We start from the raw sequence: 18,878 nt of genomic DNA on the forward strand, positions 1-18,878 counted from the left end.
AACTCCTATTCGTTTCACGCACTGCTTCCAAATGGAAACTTCGAGTGAAATAGGTGGAAACATGTTTGTGAAACGGGTGGAAACATAAAAGTGAAATGACTGGAAACATGGGAGTGAAATTTACAGCAACTAATATCATATTTCCAAAGAGTAGTAATTCAGATGAAACTCATATTTATGGATTCACCGGTTCGATGAATGTTAATGAAATAGATAGAAATGAACTTTCTACATATTTTAATAATGCTCAATTTAAATTGCTTAATATTAACGCACATCTTCAAGAGTTATACATAGATGAAAATGAATATAAACAAAGCATATCTTCTAGCAATATTTTTGTAAATAAAGCTAAGATAACAGGGCAGATCACAGACGAAGGTTTTTTAAAGTTTACCGGTACTGCACATGCAATATATGTTAATGAAAACAGAGCGAATTTAAGTCGTTGGGAAAAATTAAATACAGAGTATAAATTTGCACTTTATACTTTTTTTGCAGGAGTTTTAGGGTTCATTTTTACAAGGTTGAGATTTATTCTTAATGAAAATAATCGGTATATTTTATGAACTAAATTGAACGATAGACAAGAATATGTAAAGTAAAAAAGAATAATTTAAATAAAGGATATTTTTGTCAAGAAAAGCTTTGGTTATTGGCAATACAAATTATATAGAGAAGCCACTCATAACACCACATAATGATGCGGAAGACATTGCATCTTTACTCGCCATAAAAAACTTTGAAGTGACTATGTATCATGATTTAAAAAATGATGTAATGGATAGGGCTATACGTACTTTTGTTGATAGCATAAATGATGGTATACATATAGTATTGTTTTATTTTGCTGGGCATGGAGTTCAAATTGATGGGAAGAATTATTTATTACCAGTTGGGCAAACATTTTCCGATGAAACACATATTAAATACAGTGCATATCCTTTAGATGAATTATTAGAAAGACTCGAAAAAAATAAAAACAATACTAATATAATAATTTTAGATGCATGTAGAAATAATCCTTTTAGCAATCATCGTTCTTTATCTTCATCTGGTTTGGCAGAAACAATCGTATCGCGAGGAAGCTGTATCGCGTTTGCAACATCTCCCGGGAAAACAGCTTCTGATACAAGTTGCAATTATAGAAATGGTCTCTATACAAGTCATTTATTAAATGCACTAAATATAGTTGGATTAAGTTTTGATGAAAGATTTAAATTGGTTCGAGAAAATGTATTTATTGAGAGTCAAGAGAAACAGATGCCATGGATTTCTAATTCAATCATTGGTAATTTTGATTTTGACACAAAGCAAGATGAAATCAAAGGATTACCAACAGTCTTTAGGGATGTTTCCAAATTTGAAATTTCAGAATATAAACATGAAGATAATTTTAACCATAAATATATTAACCGAGTATCTAGTTGGGAAGAGCTAATTAGTGTTCTTGGAGCTTTATGTAGTGAAGGACATGGTGATAGACCATTTTGTTTAGAAGTTTTAAGGAATGATAATATCATTGAACCACTGCTATGTGTTACTTCCGGCGGAAATGTGGATTATGGATTTGGTATGATTACAATAGAAAATTTTTTAGAAAATCACTCTGAGTATGGATGTTTCTCAAATAGTCATGTTTTAGAAAGTGCACAAAATGCTCCTATGCCTTCAGAGCTTTATTTTTCAATTAATTTTGGTGAACGTATTGCTGCATCTGAATTAATTTCATGGCCAACTATTTTATGGCATATTCATTCAACAGATAATCAAAATTCAGGTGTTTTTCATTCTAATTTAATAGATATGATAAAAGCCCCACCTTTAAAATACCCAACTTTAGGGCAATTGCAAGAATTGATGAAAAAACATGTATCATCTTTTTCCCATGAGGCATATGTAAAAATTGAAATTGATAATATTTATGAAAATGATGATTTTGAAAAATACATAAAATCTACAGATGAATATATTTTGACGGGATATTGTTATACGAGTAAACAGTTTATCGGAGTAGATAAAAGGTACAATCTACTACCTGATAAATCAGAATGGTTAACATATTTAGAATTAAAAATAATTTTGGATTCAATGCCAGCGTTTCAATTAAAAGAGAAACTGCATTTAAATTTGATTATGGGGATTGATTGGGATGAGGAATTGATTTTCGAAGAACATAACTTCTTTCTTGGGCATTTAAATTCAAAACTTTTATTTCCTGAATGAATTTATAATTGATGTTCTTGAAGAATAGATGCGAGGTATTCAATCTTCACTTTGGCAAACTATGAAAGTTTATAGTCAATGAGTTGCTAAACTTGACTATGGAAAATCTATGTTAAGATAATACGAATATTTTGATATAGATTTTGAGTTTTGATTTGTATGAGAATACTACTAATGTGGTTTTTAATGTAGTTTATTTCTTATATAGCCTTAAAAGTATCATGTTTTGGCTTTTGTTTGATAGAGGACGCCTCCACCAAATTTTTAGCCTATTTCAGGCACTTTCTCCACTTCTTTTATCTCTTGTAAGTTTAAATTGAGCCATATGTGCTTGCCTTTATCCTAAAAAAAGTAGCCTGTCCCATTTTTATGTAGAACTTATGCAATGGAGGGCAGATTATCATGATTAAGTTAAAGCTAAAAAGGGTTTATCTGATTAGTTAGCAATAAAATAAAATGCCGTTATATAGAGGAAATTGCGTTGTATTGATAGGATTGTGGCATAATATTGGTAAACATTTTAAAAAATGCGAATTTTAAAAGGAGGGAATAATATGAATATTATCATTGGTACGCGTCTCGTAGATATCACAGTTATCCGTGAAAAGCTGCATAATGCAATATTAGAACTATCCTCAGTCCATCATTTATGCCGTGCAGACAAACAGGCTATAAATGAAGCAAAAGCTAAAAAACCATCGCTTCAACTGTACCGAAAGATCAAAGCGATTATGATCAAAATCCTTTGCAACCTCAAACAATTCGATTATAAAACTCACTTCATCACCGAAAATATCCTCCTGCAAACTACCTATTACAAAATCCTTACTTCACGCCCTTAATACATTCCTATTCTAATTTTTAGAAATCGATAAACCGTTTTTACGTTTTGCCATATTTGGCATTCACAAAACTAAAAATTACAATAAGGAAAAAATACAATGCACTATTATTTTGGTATGAAACTCAAAATTGTTTATCTTATCCTCTCGGCTATATCTATCATATTATTGAGTGGCGATAGTCAAACATATACTCATGTACATATCGAATTTCCCAATAAATTTATTGCGGAATATGAAAAAAATGTTAGTAAAAAATAGGAGGCAGTTTTTTTGATGATTCGTAGCTGATTTCTTAAATAATGGTCGAGCTGTTCTATCATCTCCAATTTCTAAGTGGGAATGCGGATACGAAAAATGGTTGTAAACTCCCAAATGGGTAAATGGGAGGGAGAGGAATTTTTTATTACACCTATATTTTAGTTAATATATACTATAATATAGTTATTAAAGACTATAAAGGAGATATAATGATTGAAGTGCTATTTGGTTCAAAAGACAAAGAGAATGTTCTTCAGTATATTCTCGCTAAAGAGAAAGGTTATGCATCTGAAATCGCTAATTTTTACGGAACAAAGCCAAGCCAAATCATCAAACAGCTTGAATCACTTGAAATTGGTGGTGTGTTAGTTAGTTTTCAAATTGGAAAAGCACGAGTGTATGAATATAATCCGAGATATTATTTTTTAGGAGAGCTAAAGGCTCTTTTGTTAAAAGTTCGTGGCACTTACAAGCCCGATTTAATTGAAAGACTGACAAAAGCAAAAGTTGCACCACGTCGTAAAAATAAGCCTACATTTGAGAGGAATGTAAATGAAATCAATAGCTGAAATGAGTTCACTTGAGCTTGCCGCATATGTCTGTGATTCATTGAAGCAAAAAGGGATTTTGACAACTCTTTCAGGTGGTTTTTGTACTGAGATATATAGCTGTGGTGCATATACATCAATGGATATTGATCTTATTAATCAATACAACGAGGATCACAAAAAGATTGTTTCAATTATGTTGGAACTTGGGTTCAAGCAGGAGGGTCGATACTTTTATCACGAAGATGCAACATATGCTATTGAATTTCCAAGTGGTCCACCGGCTGTAGGTGATGAAATTATTAAAAATGTTGCTGAGATTGACACCGAAGCTGGTGTCTTACGAATTTTAACCCCTACCGATGCTATTAAAGATCGCCTTGCCGCATATTATTTTTGGAAATCTGAACGAACACTGGATCAAGCTCTTTGGATAGCCGAAAAGAATGAATTTGATATGAATAATATCGAAGAGTGGTCTAACAGGGAGGGAATGTCTGAAAAATTCTCTGAGTTCAAATCACAATATTTCAAAATTCTTGAAACAAAGATTTCTGTATTTCTCCCTAACGATCCTAATGCTATCATACCCTCATGAAAGAACATACCACTAAACAACTCAAACGAGACACTCTCGTCAAACTCAGGGATGGCACTATGGCGGTTATCAGAGATAATGAACCCTCCGTTAAACGTAAAGTCGAAATGATGGTGGATGGGAAGCCTCAGCTAGTCGTGATCGAATCGTATACAATCGTCTTCGTGTCGATCAAAGGCAAAGGGTGGCATGATATCACGCATACGAACAAAGAGAAAGAGCGACAAGCCGCCCAGTCATAATTACTCTCCCCTCACCCCTTTTTTCTTCAGTATCGCCCATTGCGCTTCATCATAACCGTAAATATCATTATAGACCGTTACCGTGCTGTTTTGATCCGCGCTGATGGTCATATAGCGTAGAAATATCGGAAGCTTTTTTTGCAGATGTACGGAGGTATCAGGTTCTTCTGGGGTATCGGTATTTTTATCCACGGGATTTTCCCATCGATCCATGAGATAATCGTACAGCTTTTGCGGGGAGCTTAGGCGAATACATCCTGAACTCAGTGCGCGGTTTGTTTTTTTAAACAGTGCGGGGGTATTGGTGCCGTGCAGATAGACGAAATGGCTGTTTGGAAACAAAAATTTCACTTTTCCCAACGGGTTAGTGTCTCCCGCATCGGTTTTAAAGGTATAGGGACTTTGTTTTTTTCCCGCGTAGAGACTCCAATCGATCTGGGAGGGATCGACCTCGTAGAGTTCGCCTCCGATACGCTCATAGACCCGTATATCGTGACTTTGGAGAAAAGCGGAGATATCTTTGCTTTCGAGAATGTCTTTACGTATGATCGTTTGCGGTGCTGTCCACGAGGGGTTTAGCACCGCATAAGAGATTTTGCTATACAAGATGGGAGTAGGACGTTCGGATCTTCCGACGATGGTTTTCATGCGCAAGATTTCATATCCGTGATCGACGACTCTCAGGGTAAAGGAGGGGATGTTGACATCGATATAAGTGCCGTTTTTTTCGATTCCTCGTGGGAGCCATCGGAACCTGTCGAGATTGATCAGCAGTTTTTCGATGAGCTTTTGAGAGGTGGAACCATTTATTTTCCCGGGCTCGTTTGCTGCGGCAGAGCGAAACGCGTGTAACGCATCACGTAGACGACGGTACTCCTCGTAATCGGGAGAGAGCGATGTGAGGGAACGGGCTATACGGTGGAATTTTAAATATTCGGCCAGATACTCAGGATAGGAGATTGGTTCGATTGAGGGGCGATCCCACTCGAACTTTTCTCCTTTAGCTGTTTTGTAGCTGCGCAGCTCATCCCATTCGCTAAGGCCTTCATTGAGATCTTTTGCCAGTGTCATATAGGCATCGCTCAGGAGAATATCGAGCCAAAAGAGTGATTCAGGTGGTATGAATTCATTATTTTTGAGTTGCTCAAGCGCTTGGGAAATTTCATCTCGATGATAGCGCTGCGGATTTAGTCCCTCGTCGTAGGAACGGTCGATGGTATCAAGCAGTTCGGTTGCATCCGGTGTCAACGTACCGTTTTCATCCAACCATGCGATCGATTCGGAACCTTCGCATCGTCGGTTGTAAAACTGTGCCGTTTCAATTGCTCGGGTCAAACGGTCGAAGCGGGGAGATTTTTTTAACTCAATTAACTGCGCACAAAAGGGAGGTGGTATTTCATCGCTCCATGCACTGCTGCTGAGCAAGAATATGGCGATGGCGAACACACGCGCTAATGTGAGGATGGATGTTTTCATGGGGCTTAATTTAGTCATTTTAGTGGAGAAACTATAGCATAAAAACCTCCATTAAAATAGTAGATAAATACAGTTCAAAACTTGACTTTATCTATTTATTATAGGTAAAATACTGTAATTAACAGTTATATACTTTAAGGAAATAGATGAATATTACGATTGTCAATTTTAAAGGGGGAGTGGGTAAATCGATGATTGCCCATCAGCTCATTTCGGGATTCGGATTTCACGGGTGCGAGATCGATCCCTATGGGTCACTCTCGGATCGGCTACCGGAGCGGGTGGAGCGGATCGATATTCAGCAAAAGCATTTAGAACAACCTTCCAATGAAACCATTTTTGATTTCGGAGGGTTTGATGATATCAAACTCGATCAGGCGATTGGCTATTCGGATTTGATTATTATCCCGTTTATCCCGACACTGGAGACGATTCAGGGGACGGTGGATACGTTGGTACGGGTCGCATCGGCGAACAAACCGATTTTGATGGTGCCGAACATGAGCCAGAAAGAGAACGATATTAATGATGCAAAATTCGTCTTCGAAGAGACGTTGGGATTCGAGATCGAGATGTTTCCGATTCCGATGAGTGTGGCGCTTCAAACAGCGATCAATGAAAATCGCTCGATCATCGATCTCTCACAGCAGGGGGGTATCAAAGCTTATGCGTATAAAAAGAGTTCCAATCTAATCCGTGGGTTGCACGAGAAAATTCGCGAATACGAAAACGTATAAAAGGGGGTGAACTAAATGGAAGAGATTAAAGAGAACAAGTTTGCTGCGCGGGTAACACAGCGGGAACGCTCTACCCATAAAGAGATCCAGATGGCAAAACATCCGGGGGGACGACCGAAAAAAAATGACGAGGTCAAACAAAGTGAGAAAGTTTTTTTAACCTTGACCAAAACAGAAAAAGAGAAAATCGATCTGTATGTCTCCAAGACGGGGGAATCGATCGCAGGAGCAATCCGCAGAGCACTTAAAGAGATGGGGATGATATGAAAGGAAAAAATATGCAACGTTCACTTATTTTAGCAATAGCCTTGGTTATGTTCACAGGGTGTGCTCCTCAGCCTGAAGTCACACCGCAAAAAGCGTGCATGAGTGCTTCACAGCTTAACGCATACGGGTATGACCACCTCGAAAAGGTGGCAAAACTCTTACGTGAAGACAAAAAGAACATCGAATCGTTCGAAGGATTTATCAGTACGATGAAAGGGACCGTTGATAACTATGCGGATATGATAAAATCGAGCGTCTATATCAGTAATGTTGTCCGGTTTTTACCCATCCCTTATGCCGGAGAGGTTTGCAATACAACAAAACTAATCTCTAAAACGGTATTAAATCTCGGCAGTGCCGCAAGTACGCTGAATAAGTACAAAAATAGCACGGAGTATTTTCTCTCCAATTTCGATAAGCTGAACCGTACACAAGCAAGCGCCGCTGAGATATCCAAGCTAGCAATATATGCAGATACTAAACTCCTGAATGATGCGAAAAATCTCGAAAATTCGCTGAAAGAGATCTCGGCATCGACGGAGATGATGGCGGCAACGACACAGAGTATTTCCGATGCACTTGATACGACAGGAAATTATGTCAACCAGGCGAAAAATTTTGCAGGGTTATCACAGTCAAGCGGTGAGGATAAAAAGAACGTGGTTCAAAATCGCAACTCCATTAATGCGCGTATGATTCAGCTTAATCAAAAAATAGTTTCATTGGAAAAGAGCGGACAATCACATCGTTATAATATTGCTAAAGCGCGTATTTATTCGGAGTTGGCCGTACAGTTGGAACAGTAAAGAAATTTTCTGAATTAAAGAGGATAGGTGTCCGGAACAAACACTTTTCTGATTTCATACACTTCTTCTTTTCGCTCAAGTAAGGCTTTTATGCAGGCCGGATCAAAAAGCACTCCGGATTCGGACTGTAAATAATCAAATGTTTCTTCAATACTTCGCCCTTTATGGTAGGGACGAGGATTGCTCATCGCGTCAAATACGTCTGCAACAGCCACGATACGACTCTCAATCGGAATTTCTGAACCACTCAGGCGGTAGGGATAGCCGGTTCCGTTGAGGCGCTCATGGTGATAGCCTGTAATGTTGCGTAGCATTTCGGTATGATCATAATCACTTAAATCGAAACTGGAGAGGAGTATGTCGATAATTTCTACCCCTTTGACCACATGCGTCTGCATTATCGAATACTCATCAATGTCAAGTCGTCCAGGTTTGAGCAATATATAATCAGGTATTCCCACTTTTCCGATGTCGTGAAGCGGTGCATACAGCAAAATATAGTTGATGAATTCCTCACTGAGATTATGGGTTTTAGCCAAAGACTCTGCGATCATACGGGAATAATGGGCAACCCTCGCAATATGATTAGCTGTTTCTTCATCTTTAAATCGGGTCATTTTCTGGGTCATAACAACGGCGGACTGAAGCATTTTAAGCGGTAAAATACTCGACATGATCATAGAACTGATCAGTCGGGTATAGACGGTGAGATGATCGCGTATCGGTTTGGTGAAAAATTCTCTTTCACTTGCATCAAAAAAAATAAATCCTAATAATTGGCCATTTTGCTGAGACATCGGAACGGTAAAACTGGAACGAAAATAAGTATTAATAATATGACCGGATGGATCATCGATATCGCTAAAAAGTGATAGTTCATCGATGATTTCCGGAGTTTTATTTTTTGCAGTGGATTCAACGGCAGGAAAAAGAGAAAGCGGACGTTTATATTGTACAAGGGTTGAATCAGATCCAGCGGGATTGGTAAACAGATGCAATTCATCTGTTTCTGTTTCGTAAAACCCGATAGCAATGTGTTTGAGATGAGGCCATTCCAGCCTTAACTGTTCATGAACGTTGACAACTTGCTGACTAATATTTTTATAGTCCATGACAGCTACTCTCTTATTATATTTATGAATAATATATCGAGGAACTTATTGTTTGTCAAGTACATTGGAAAGTTAATTTGATGGACTAATACAGTTTGATTCAGAATGGGGGCCTTAGCCCCGTAAGGGGTTTAAAGCAATGAAGTCTAAAAAATATTAATTGGACTTTTTCATAAATGCGGCAACGAGGACGATCGTACTGCCGTTGATTTTGCCCTCGATGAATCGTGCATCATCGGTAAGACGGATATTTTTTACGATGGTTCCCCGTTTTGCGGTGAATCCTGCCCCTTTGACTTCGAGGTCTTTGATAAGGGTTACAGTATCCCCTTCGGCAAGGATGGTGCCATTGCTATCGCGTTGAACGACTGCTCCACCATCATCATTAGACGCCGTGTTCAACATTCCTGCTTGCGCCCATGCTTTCACATCGTCTTCGAGGTACATCATATCGAGCTGGTCTTGATCACCGAGTGCACTGAGAAGACGATAAGCCATTACTTGTACCGCTGGAACTTGGCTCCACATACTGTCAGAGAGACAGCGCCAGTGATCAGTATCTAAGTTTTGTGGGTTTTCAATTTGGCTTTTACAGGTTTCGCAGATATAGATCGATTGATCCGATGAAGCATCACTCGGAGCCACTTCATAAGCGCTTAATCCCTCTGTCGCTCCGCACAATTCGCAAATATTCCCGCTTCGCTCAGTCAATGTTTGTTCAATACTCATAATAACACCTTACTTAATTAATAAGCGTATTATAGCGTATTGCTCACTGTATGTAATTTACCCTGTCACCATCGATGAGGACTTTCCCTCCGTTGCGAAGTAGCTGGAGATCATGTAATTCTTCGATGATGGGTTTGACAAAAAGTGCTTTTAGGTGCATGACATAGAGAGAAAAATCATCTCTTTTACATTTTTTCAGCTCATCTGCGAGGAGGGCAGGGGTGAGATGTTTACTGTCTTTTGCTAATTTTGCAAATTCGGAAGGGAAGGAAACTTCGGTAACGAGAGTATGGATATTGGGACGTTCCTCCAGCAATGCCCAAATTCGATCGCATCGATAGGTATCAGCGGTAAATAAAATACCTACTCCATTTTTTTCGATGATATAACCGCAACTTCCCTCCGTGTGATCCGTTTTAAACGGGGTTAACGAAATATCATCGATGGTATAAGGAGTTTCGAGTTCCAATTCGATCAGTTCGATGGTTTTTTCAGTATGGCCGATGAGGGTGATTTCTTCAAAGTTTGGCCAGACACGATGGTTAAAGATAAATTGGCGCAAATCATCAAGAGTAGATTTCAGACCATAGATTTTCAGAGAAACTTTTTTTTGTGTAACGAAGAGATCGGCGAGAAAGGGGATGTCGATAATATGATCGAGATGCGAATGGGTTAGAAAAATATGTTCAATGGTAAAAACATCATCACCGAAGGTATTGATCAAATTTCCGGCATCAATAACACAATGATCGCTTACATGCAGGCAGGTTGTCCCCTGTGTCGGTGTTCGCGTACCGCCGGTACCTAAAAAATTTATGCTTTCCATTCGCTCACCCTTACATATGAAATTAAATTATAATCTAAATCGTTTGAATTTGCGTTTTAAATATGTTTGATCGTTTTATAAGCATCCAATGTGCGATATTTTGGATCAAGTTGTGTTATCCTTACTGATATTTTACCTACGTTGCGCAAAGGAATCCGATGTCGCTCAAAGTTGTTCTATCTCATAAAACCCATTATACTTTTGACCGCCCGATCAATCTTTCTCCTCATGTGATTCGCCTTCGTCCCGCACCTCATAGCCGCACCCCAATCGAAGCTTATTCGCTGAATATCAAGCCCGATGATCATTTTATCAATTGGCAGCAAGATCCGTTTGGTAACTATCTCGCACGGATCGTTTTTCCGGAGAAGACAACAGAACTTTCCATCGATGTTGAAGTGTTAGCAGAGCTGGTCAGTATTAACCCGTTTGATTTTTTCGTCGAAGAGTATGCGACCAATTTTCCGTTTAAATATAAAAAAGAGCTCAAAAAAGAGCTGATCCCCTATCTGAAGATTACCGAAAGAGGGAAACGTCTTAACGAATTTGTCAATTCCATCGATTTGACTCCACGGTCGATTAATGATTTTTTGGTAGAGTTGAATATAAAGATCCATCAGTTTCTAAATTATACCCTCAGAATGGAGCCCGGAGTCCAAACGTGTGCTGTAACTCTTAAAGGCAAAACGGGCTCGTGCCGCGATTTTGCCTGGCTTTTTGTTCAGGTGCTTCGCCATCTTGGGCTTGCGGCACGTTTTGTATCGGGATATCTTGTACAACTCTCTGCAGATGTCAAATCGCTTGACGGTCCGAGCGGCCCGGCGGAAGATTTTACCGACTTGCATGCATGGACGGAAGTTTATATTCCGGGTGCCGGATGGATCGGTCTGGATGCCACGAGCGGGCTGTTTGCCGCAGAGGGGCATATTCCTCTGGCCTGTACCCCCAATCCTGAGAGTGCCGCGCCGGTAGAGGGGGGGATGGATAAATGTGAGGTAGAATTTACCTACTCAAACACAGTGACAAGAGTCTTTGAATCGCCGCGTGTTACAAAGCCTTATCGTGGAGAACAGTGGGAAGCGATCGATCAACTGGGTTATCAGGTCGATAAAGAGTTGATGGATAATGATGTCCGTCTCACGATGGGGGGGGAACCGACGTTTGTCTCTATTGATGATATGGAATCACCCGAATGGAATACCGAAGCCGACGGCCCTCACAAGCGTGAACTCGCCAATGTCCTTTCACGGCGATTGCTCAAAACGTTCGGCAAAGGGGGATTACTCCATCATGCGCAAGGCAAATGGTACCCGGGCGAGCCGTTACCTAGATGGATGTCGACGATTATCTGGCGTAAAGACGGTCAGCCGATCTGGAATAATCCCGATTTATTAGCCAGTCTGGATCAGACGTTCGATTATACCCCTGAGGATGCGCGGAAATTTTTAGCCAAGCTGTGTTTGAATCTAGGGATAAGCGATAAAAATATCCATAATGCCTACAACGATCCCCTCGTGGCATTGCTTCAAGAGTCACTGTTGCCGATCGATGTTGATCCGATGAAAGCGACATTAAAAGACTCCTTGGAACGCCGTGCATTGGCTGATAGTCTCTCCAACGGTATTGATAAGCCTGCGGGATTTGTCCTTCCTCTGAACTGGGGGACAACCCGATGGATCACCTGCCGATGGGAATTCAGACGTACACAGCTTTTTCTAGCACCGGGTACTTCTCCGGTAGGGCTACGTCTTCCTCTGGATTCATTGACCCATAAACCGCATGTCGAGTTGGAACAGAGTTTTGAGCCTGATTTGTTTGGGGCTTTCCCTTCGTTAGGCGAATATCACACAGCCGTAAAAGAACGCGCTTCAAAAGTGACAAAAAAGACGAAAAAAACGCACGATTATGAAACCTTTGTCCGTACGGCGATTAGTATCGAGATACGTGAGAAGAAACTTTTCATTTTTCTCCCACCGATTACCAATACCGAAGCCTTTTTGGATCTGATTGCCTCGATTGAGGAGACAGCGGAAGCGATGAACATGGCAGTGATGATCGAGGGGTATGAACCTCCTCACGATTTACGGATCGAGAAAATGCGTGTTACCCCTGACCCGGGCGTGATCGAAGTCAACATTCACCCGACATCGAGCTGGCAAGAACTTACGGGTGTTATCGATACCCTTTACGAAGAAGCTCATCAGTCTCGTTTGGGAACACTCAAGTTTATGCAAGACGGAAAACAATCCGGTACTGGGGGCGGAAATCATGTCACGATCGGTGGAATCACCCCGAGTGACAGTCCGTTGCTCCGAAACCCTGATCTTTTACGCTCATTGATTACGTTTTGGCAGCATCATCCGAGTTTATCGTATCTTTTCTCAGGGCAGTTTATCGGTCCTACCTCTCAGGCACCGCGTGTCGATGAGGGTCGGTTGGAAAACCTGTATGAACTTGAAATCGCGTTTAACCAAATCCCTGAGAATGAAGAGGTACCGTTTTGGCTCACCGATCGACTCTTTCGCCATATGCTCACCGATTTGACCGGAAATACCCACCGCAGTGAGTTTTGTATCGACAAACTCTATTCCCCTGACTCTTCTACGGGGCGGCTGGGCATTTTAGAGCTTCGTGGATTTGAAATGCCGCCACATGCGCAAATGTCACTGATGCAGATGTTATTGGTTCGCACACTGGTATCACTCTTTTGGAAAAAACCGTACAAACATAAACTGGTGAGATGGGGAACGCAGCTCCATGATAAATTTTTGATTGAGCATTATGTCCGTGAGGACATACGTGACATCGTCGCCTTTTTACGTTCCGAGGGGTACGGGTTTGAGAATGACTGGTTTGATCCGTTTTTCGAGTTTCGATTTCCGTTGTACGGGATGAGTACGATCGAGGGGATTCACTGCGAATTGCGTGGAGGGATCGAGCCGTGGAATGTGTTAGGTGAAGAGTCAAGTTCTCAGGGGACTGCTCGCTATGTTGACTCTTCGTTGGAGAGGGTACAAGTCCGGGTACGTGATTTTGTAAGCGAACGCTATGTCCTCACCTGTAACGGAGTGCGTGTTCCGCTTGTTTCCACTGGGGTAGAGGGTGAATACGTCTCAGGAGTGCGGTATCGTGCATGGCAGCCGTGGTCGGCGCTCCATCCGACAATCGGAGTTGATACTCCATTAGTCTTTGATATTGTCGATACATGGAACCGTCGATCCATGGGAGGCTTTACCTATTTCATCGCCCATCCGGGAGGACGATCGTATGATACCTTCCCTGTCAACACCCTCGAAGCACAATCGCGCCGCATCAGCCGCTACTGGGGATTTGGACATACTCAGGGGGATATGGAAGAAATACATGAACCTATCATTCGAGAACAGGAACGTGGAGGCGAAGAAGTGACTTCACGCCTAGTTGTGAATCATCCTCAGAAAAAAGTGTTTACGTATCAGGAACTTCCGGGATCACTGGAATATCCGCACACTCTTGATTTACGTCGAAAATGGAGTCCTAATGCACAATAGGGTAAAATCCGTTATCTTGGTTATAAAAAGGTAACGGTTTGGATTCGATGTTTGAACGCTATTCTCAAGGCTTATCGTACGATGAAATGTATGATGAGGAAAGAAATATTCGCCCTCATTGGGAATCCTTGCGGACTAATCTTGAACGAATCGGGTTAGAACAATTGTGTTCCAAACAAAAAGAGATTGATTGGCGCCTCGAAGATAACGGTGTTACCTACAACGTTTATAATGATCCGGGGGGGTTAAATCGCCCGTGGAAACTCGATCCGATTCCCCTGATCATAGAAGAATCCCAATGGAATAGTGTTGAAGAAGGGCTCAAACAACGCTGCAAACTTTTTAATTTGCTCTTGCAAGACATTTATGGTGAACAAAAAACGATCAAAGACGGAATAATCCCGATGGAGGTAATCTACGCGCACGGCGGATTTATGCGTGAAATGCACGGGATGAAAATGCCCTTGACGATTTACGCTGCCGATATGGCGCGGGGACCGGATGGAAAAATATGGGTTATCAATGATCGTACTCAAGCCCCTTCGGGTATCGGATACGCGATTGAAAACCGTCTTACGATGAACAGTGCGATGCAAGATTTGTTTGAGGGGATTTCGGTTAAACGTTTGTACGATTTTTTTGAAACGTTCAAATCGATTTTTCAAAGCGATACCGCCGGACGCAATATTGAGCCGCTAAATGTTCTTCTCTCCCCTGGCCCGCACAATGAAACCTATTTTGAACATGCCTATCTCAGTTCATTTTTGGGGCTTACACTGGTTCAGGGGCAGGATTTACTTGCCAAAAACGGAGCGGTATGGCTCAAAAGCCTTAAAGGCCTCCGCCGGGTAGACACTATTTTACGCCGTGTGGATGAAACGTATTGTGATCCGTTGGAGCTTCGTCCGGATTCACAGCTCGGTGTTGCCGGTTTAGTCCAATCTATCCGATCCGGCGGGGTAGAGATGCTTAACCCATTAGGGAGCGGCGTGCTGGAAAATGTGGGATTAAATCCGTTTATGTCACATTTGGCGCGTTACTTCTTGGATGAAGAACTCATATTGCCGCAAATCGCTACATGGTGGTGCGGTCAAGCCAAAGAGCAGGAGTTTGTATTGGATAATCTTGATCGTTTGATTATTAAAACGATTGACCGAATCGGAGAAAAACATACCTATGTAGGTAATAGATTGTCTAAAAAAGAGCTCAAAGACCTTCGTCAGGAGATTCTCGCTCAACCCCATCGCTATGTCGGACAAGAGGAAGTTGAATTTGCGAGCTGTCCAACACTGGTTAAAGAGAATATAGAACCCAGAAAAGCGGTTATCCGAGCTTATACGATTGCACAGGATGATACCTATACCTTAATGCCGGGAGCTTTGGTACGGGTCGGAATGAGCAATGATTCGTTGATGGTATCGAACCAATTCGGTGGGAGTAGTAAAGACTTATGGGTTTTGGGCGAATCTCAAAGTGTCCCTTTAACACCTCATTTTCATACTAAAACAGCGATTGAAAACTCTTTTGAAAATATTCCGAGTCTACGGGCAGAAAATCTATTTTGGCTGGGGCGCTATCTCATGCGTTCCATTATTACCGCACGAATGATCCGAACCATTCTCAAATATATGACAAATGCCTCACGGTATGATCATGTTTCCAACCGTCAAACACAAGACATGCTTACCAAAGCCCTTACTCATGTAACCATGACCTATCCGGGCTTTTTGGAGAAGGATAGTTCGATAACTGTATTTGATGAGATTGCTTCTGTTAGTTTTAATACAATGCGGGTGGGAAGTCTGGCACAGATTATTACGATGCTCTCTAATACGAATACGTATGCTAAAAGTCTTCTTCCCCTCGAAGCTTCTCGTATTTATGAACATCTTAGTCGAGAATGGAATCAATTCTGCCGAGAGGACAAAGCACATCCTCGCCATATGATTCATAACCTTGATAAGTTATTAATGCAGTTGATGGCGTACAAAGAGTTGATTCAAGAGAGTTTATTCGCAGAACAAGGATCGGTGTTGTACGAGATCGGTGCACGTATTGAGCGATCTCAACTTCTGATTTCCAAAGCCAGAACGTTATTAATCCCCGTTCACGATGTTGTGAGCGAATACGAAATCCTAGAAACGCTTCTCAGCACGTGTGAGAGTCTAAATGCGTACCGCGCCCGTTATCGATCGTCGTTTAATATGCGCAATGTCATTGAGTTTTTATTGCTCGATATCAATTTCCCGAAATCATTGATCAGTGAGATTGAAGGGTTGATGAAAATCCTCCCTCAGTTGCCGAAATTTAAAAATGCTACCTATCTTAGCCGATATGAAGAACCGATTTTCGAAGCTTTTTCAATGATACGGCTTAGTAAAATTGATACTCTTTGTTCTTTGCCGGAAGATGAATACATTAGAGCAGAACTTGAAACACTGCTCTCCGAACTCTCTGCACGGCTATTATTGGCTTCATCAGAGTTATCCAAAACCTATTTTGCACATTATGATGAGTAGAGAATGATTTATACTATTTACCACAGTACCCGATTTTTTTATCAACATGAGGTTGGGTTTAGCCATAATCTTATCCGTCTCCAGCCGCGAGACACGGCAGTCCAAAAAGTACTTAACTTTGATTTGAGCATTGAACCGATGGTATCGGAAAGGGAGGCTTATGATGATTTTTTTGGAAATCATCTGCATCATCTCTTGGTGAGAGAACCTCATAACATTCTCAAGGTAGCCGCTCAATCACGAGTGGAGATTAATATTGATTCTCTGGAACGGCTTCAGGAAAATCGTCGCAGAGTTTTGGCCCTTACGTATGCTCAGGCTCAAGAGCGGATGATGTTCCTGACTTCTGAAATCATCGAAGCAAAACAATTTGTCTTGAAAAGCCCGCTTTTGACGATTGCATCTATTGATATGTTAAATTATGCACTGCAATCGATTAAAGCTGAACGCTCTTTATACGAGGGTATTAGTGAATTTATGGGGCGGATATATGAGGATTTTTCCTTTGTGAGCGGTTTTAGTGATCTAAGTACACCTGTTGATACCGTATTCGCTGAAAAAAAAGGGGTATGTCAGGATTTTGCCCACTTTGCATTGACCGCATTGCGAGGGATCGGTTTATGTGTACGCTATATGAGTGGGTATATTGAAACAACTCCTCCTGAAGGTTCGGAAAAACTCTTTGGTTCCGATGCCTCCCATGCGTGGTTTTCAGTATTTTTCCCAGGATTCGGATGGTTCGATTTTGACCCGACCAACAATATGGTTCCGCTGGATCAACATATTGTTTTGGGGTACGGCCGTGATTATGGCGATATTTCTCCGATACAGGGAGTAGTGAGCGGAAGCGGCTCGAGTCATTTGGATGTGATGGTGGATGTTGAACGTGAAAAAAGCAGCTGATAGCGTATTGAGAAAATAGACAATGGAGCGTAAAAAGAATGGGATTTGAATCTATTATTACTAAAATACAATCTCTTCCTCCTTTTCCCGCATCAGTGATAAAACTTGAAGAAGCCTTTCGCAAGAGTGAACCGGATATGAAAAGTATCGTCTCTATTATTCAGGGAGATCCGTTGCTGACCGCCGATATTTTGGCAAAAGTGAATTCTCCGGCATACGGATTAAGAAACCGTATCATTTCAGTGATGCAGGCCGTTACTTTATTTGGACTGGGGACCGTTCGAGCGTTTGCGCTAAAAGCATCTATGGAGCGGAACTTTGAAATAGATATGTCTCCGTACGGATTGAGTAACGAAAAATTTTCAAAAATCAGTGCAATGCAAAATGCCTTGATGTTTCAATGGTATATGGGTGTTGATGTCGAACGTTCAAAAATCATGATACCGCTTGCCTTTTTGATGGAAACCGGGAAAGTGATCATTGCAAAAGAACTGACTGAAAGTTCATACGGTGAACTTTTTCGTGAAATGCTGGAAACCAATTCGGTTGATGAAATAGAAAAAGAGTTTGCGGAGGTAACCTCCGCACAGGTAAGTGCAATGCTCTTTAAGCATTGGAATTTTGAAGATATTTTTTCGATCCTTATGGAACAGGCAGATCAAGAAGATCAAATCGATAAAGATATAGTCGAAATGGTACTGGCAATACAAGCAGTTCGCACAGCTGTAAACATAAAAGAGCAGTTAAGTGATGGCAGTATCGAAGCAGGATGCAAGATTGTCACTAAAATGGGAAGAGACTGCATTCATTTTCTAAATGCTTCGCGGCGTGTTAGAGAAAAATTTGCATAAATAAATCAAAAATTCTATATATATAGAAGAGGTTGTAAAGGATTTTTACAGATCAGCAACTTTTATTGAAATTCTTTCAAAACGCTCTTGACAATTAAGAGTAAATCCCCTATAATTCCCGTCCACAAACGATGAGACGCTTCGAAAGAAGGGTTAAGTTTGAGTTTGAGATCATTGAAAACTAAGTAGGTCAAACGGTTCGAGACTTTCTCGAAGACGTTGACCTTTATGTCAACACAATACAACAACCGTCTATTTACTTTGATTGGGTTAACCAATCACCAAAAAGTAAAATAGATAACAATTTATGAAGCCAATGATTTTAACATCTTGGGTCATAGGATTGGACAAACCAATTATGGAGAGTTTGATCCTGGCTCAGAGTGAACGCTGGCGGCGTGCCTA

17 protein-coding genes are annotated in these 18,878 nt (G+C 40.9%); 13 read left to right on the plus strand and 4 right to left on the minus strand.

Features of this window, described 5'->3' with window-relative positions; genetic code table 11:
* Nucleotides 1–113 precede the first annotated feature (113 nt).
* From PHI47_RS14385 to PHI47_RS14410, 6 genes are all read left to right on the plus strand, one after another.
* Nucleotides 114–569 carry a hypothetical protein gene (locus PHI47_RS14385; RefSeq protein ID WP_299938941.1) on the plus strand — a complete coding sequence of 152 codons (456 nt, stop codon included), beginning with the start codon at nt 114–116 and terminating at the stop codon, nt 567–569.
* 64 nt (nt 570–633) lie between these two features.
* On the plus strand, nt 634–2,226 hold the full coding sequence (locus PHI47_RS14390) for a caspase family protein (RefSeq protein ID WP_299938944.1): 1,593 nt from the start codon (nt 634–636) through the stop codon (nt 2,224–2,226).
* Nucleotides 2,227–2,780: 554 nt separating this feature from the next.
* Nucleotides 2,781–3,068, plus strand: coding sequence for a hypothetical protein (locus PHI47_RS14395; protein ID WP_299938946.1), 288 nt, complete (start codon nt 2,781–2,783; stop codon nt 3,066–3,068).
* Between the two features lie 470 nt (nt 3,069–3,538).
* Nucleotides 3,539–3,898, plus strand: coding sequence for an ArsR family transcriptional regulator (locus PHI47_RS14400; protein ID WP_299938948.1), 360 nt, complete (start codon nt 3,539–3,541; stop codon nt 3,896–3,898).
* Complete coding sequence (locus PHI47_RS14405; RefSeq protein WP_299938951.1) at nt 3,882–4,475, plus strand: hypothetical protein; 594 nt, start codon at nt 3,882–3,884, stop codon at nt 4,473–4,475. The genes PHI47_RS14400 and PHI47_RS14405 overlap by 17 nt, the downstream gene beginning before the upstream one ends.
* Complete coding sequence (locus tag PHI47_RS14410) at nt 4,472–4,717, plus strand: hypothetical protein (RefSeq protein WP_299938953.1); 246 nt, start codon at nt 4,472–4,474, stop codon at nt 4,715–4,717. Before PHI47_RS14405 ends, PHI47_RS14410 begins: the two co-directional genes overlap by 4 nt.
* On the opposite strand, the gene PHI47_RS14415 is transcribed toward PHI47_RS14410, so the two are convergent.
* Entirely contained in the window at nt 4,718–6,193 is a 1,476-nt protein-coding gene (locus tag PHI47_RS14415; protein WP_299938956.1) for a L,D-transpeptidase family protein, read from the minus strand. It abuts the gene before it with no gap.
* A gap of 146 nt (nt 6,194–6,339) precedes the next feature.
* Here PHI47_RS14415 and PHI47_RS14420 point away from each other — a divergent pair, with 146 nt between their 5' ends.
* The 3 genes from PHI47_RS14420 to PHI47_RS14430 are packed head-to-tail and all read left to right on the plus strand — an operon-like array spanning nt 6,340 to nt 8,003.
* Nucleotides 6,340–6,930, plus strand: coding sequence for a ParA family protein (locus PHI47_RS14420; protein WP_299938958.1), 591 nt, complete (start codon nt 6,340–6,342; stop codon nt 6,928–6,930).
* Between the two features lie 15 nt (nt 6,931–6,945).
* The gene (locus tag PHI47_RS14425; RefSeq protein WP_299938960.1) at nt 6,946–7,197 is read left to right on the plus strand and encodes a hypothetical protein; all 252 of its coding nucleotides are present in this window, start codon (nt 6,946–6,948) and stop codon (nt 7,195–7,197) included.
* Between the two features lie 11 nt (nt 7,198–7,208).
* On the plus strand, nt 7,209–8,003 hold the full coding sequence (locus PHI47_RS14430) for a hypothetical protein (RefSeq protein WP_299938963.1): 795 nt from the start codon (nt 7,209–7,211) through the stop codon (nt 8,001–8,003).
* 14 nt (nt 8,004–8,017) lie between these two features.
* On the opposite strand, the gene PHI47_RS14435 is transcribed toward PHI47_RS14430, so the two are convergent.
* The 3 genes from PHI47_RS14435 to PHI47_RS14445 all read right to left on the minus strand — a co-directional run bounded on the left by PHI47_RS14435 (nt 8,018) and on the right by PHI47_RS14445 (nt 10,670).
* Nucleotides 8,018–9,115, minus strand: coding sequence for an HD-GYP domain-containing protein (locus PHI47_RS14435; RefSeq protein ID WP_299938966.1), 1,098 nt, complete (start codon nt 9,113–9,115; stop codon nt 8,018–8,020).
* 156 nt (nt 9,116–9,271) lie between these two features.
* A complete protein-coding gene (locus PHI47_RS14440; RefSeq protein WP_299938970.1) occupies nt 9,272–9,844 on the minus strand; it encodes an alkylphosphonate utilization protein in 573 nt (190 codons plus the stop codon).
* Between the two features lie 43 nt (nt 9,845–9,887).
* Nucleotides 9,888–10,670 (minus strand): MBL fold metallo-hydrolase, encoded by a 783-nt coding sequence (locus tag PHI47_RS14445; RefSeq protein WP_299938972.1) that lies wholly within the window; start codon nt 10,668–10,670, stop codon nt 9,888–9,890.
* Between the two features lie 158 nt (nt 10,671–10,828).
* Between PHI47_RS14445 and PHI47_RS14450 the strand changes: the two genes are divergently transcribed.
* The 4 genes from PHI47_RS14450 to PHI47_RS14465 are packed head-to-tail and all read left to right on the plus strand — an operon-like array spanning nt 10,829 to nt 18,473.
* Nucleotides 10,829–14,200 carry a DUF2126 domain-containing protein gene (locus PHI47_RS14450; protein WP_299938975.1) on the plus strand — a complete coding sequence of 1,124 codons (3,372 nt, stop codon included), beginning with the start codon at nt 10,829–10,831 and terminating at the stop codon, nt 14,198–14,200.
* A gap of 47 nt (nt 14,201–14,247) precedes the next feature.
* Nucleotides 14,248–16,719: a circularly permuted type 2 ATP-grasp protein gene (locus PHI47_RS14455; RefSeq protein ID WP_299938982.1), complete on the plus strand. Its 2,472-nt coding sequence runs from the start codon at nt 14,248–14,250 to the stop codon at nt 16,717–16,719.
* Between the two features lie 3 nt (nt 16,720–16,722).
* On the plus strand, nt 16,723–17,622 hold the full coding sequence (locus tag PHI47_RS14460) for a transglutaminase family protein (protein WP_299938977.1): 900 nt from the start codon (nt 16,723–16,725) through the stop codon (nt 17,620–17,622).
* Between the two features lie 38 nt (nt 17,623–17,660).
* Complete coding sequence (locus tag PHI47_RS14465) at nt 17,661–18,473, plus strand: HDOD domain-containing protein (RefSeq protein WP_299938979.1); 813 nt, start codon at nt 17,661–17,663, stop codon at nt 18,471–18,473.
* Nucleotides 18,474–18,878: the final 405 nt, after the last annotated feature.

Origin of the sequence: Sulfuricurvum sp. (assembly GCF_028713855.1) — a bacterium.
In the GTDB taxonomy this organism is placed as follows: domain Bacteria; phylum Campylobacterota; class Campylobacteria; order Campylobacterales; family Sulfurimonadaceae; genus Sulfuricurvum.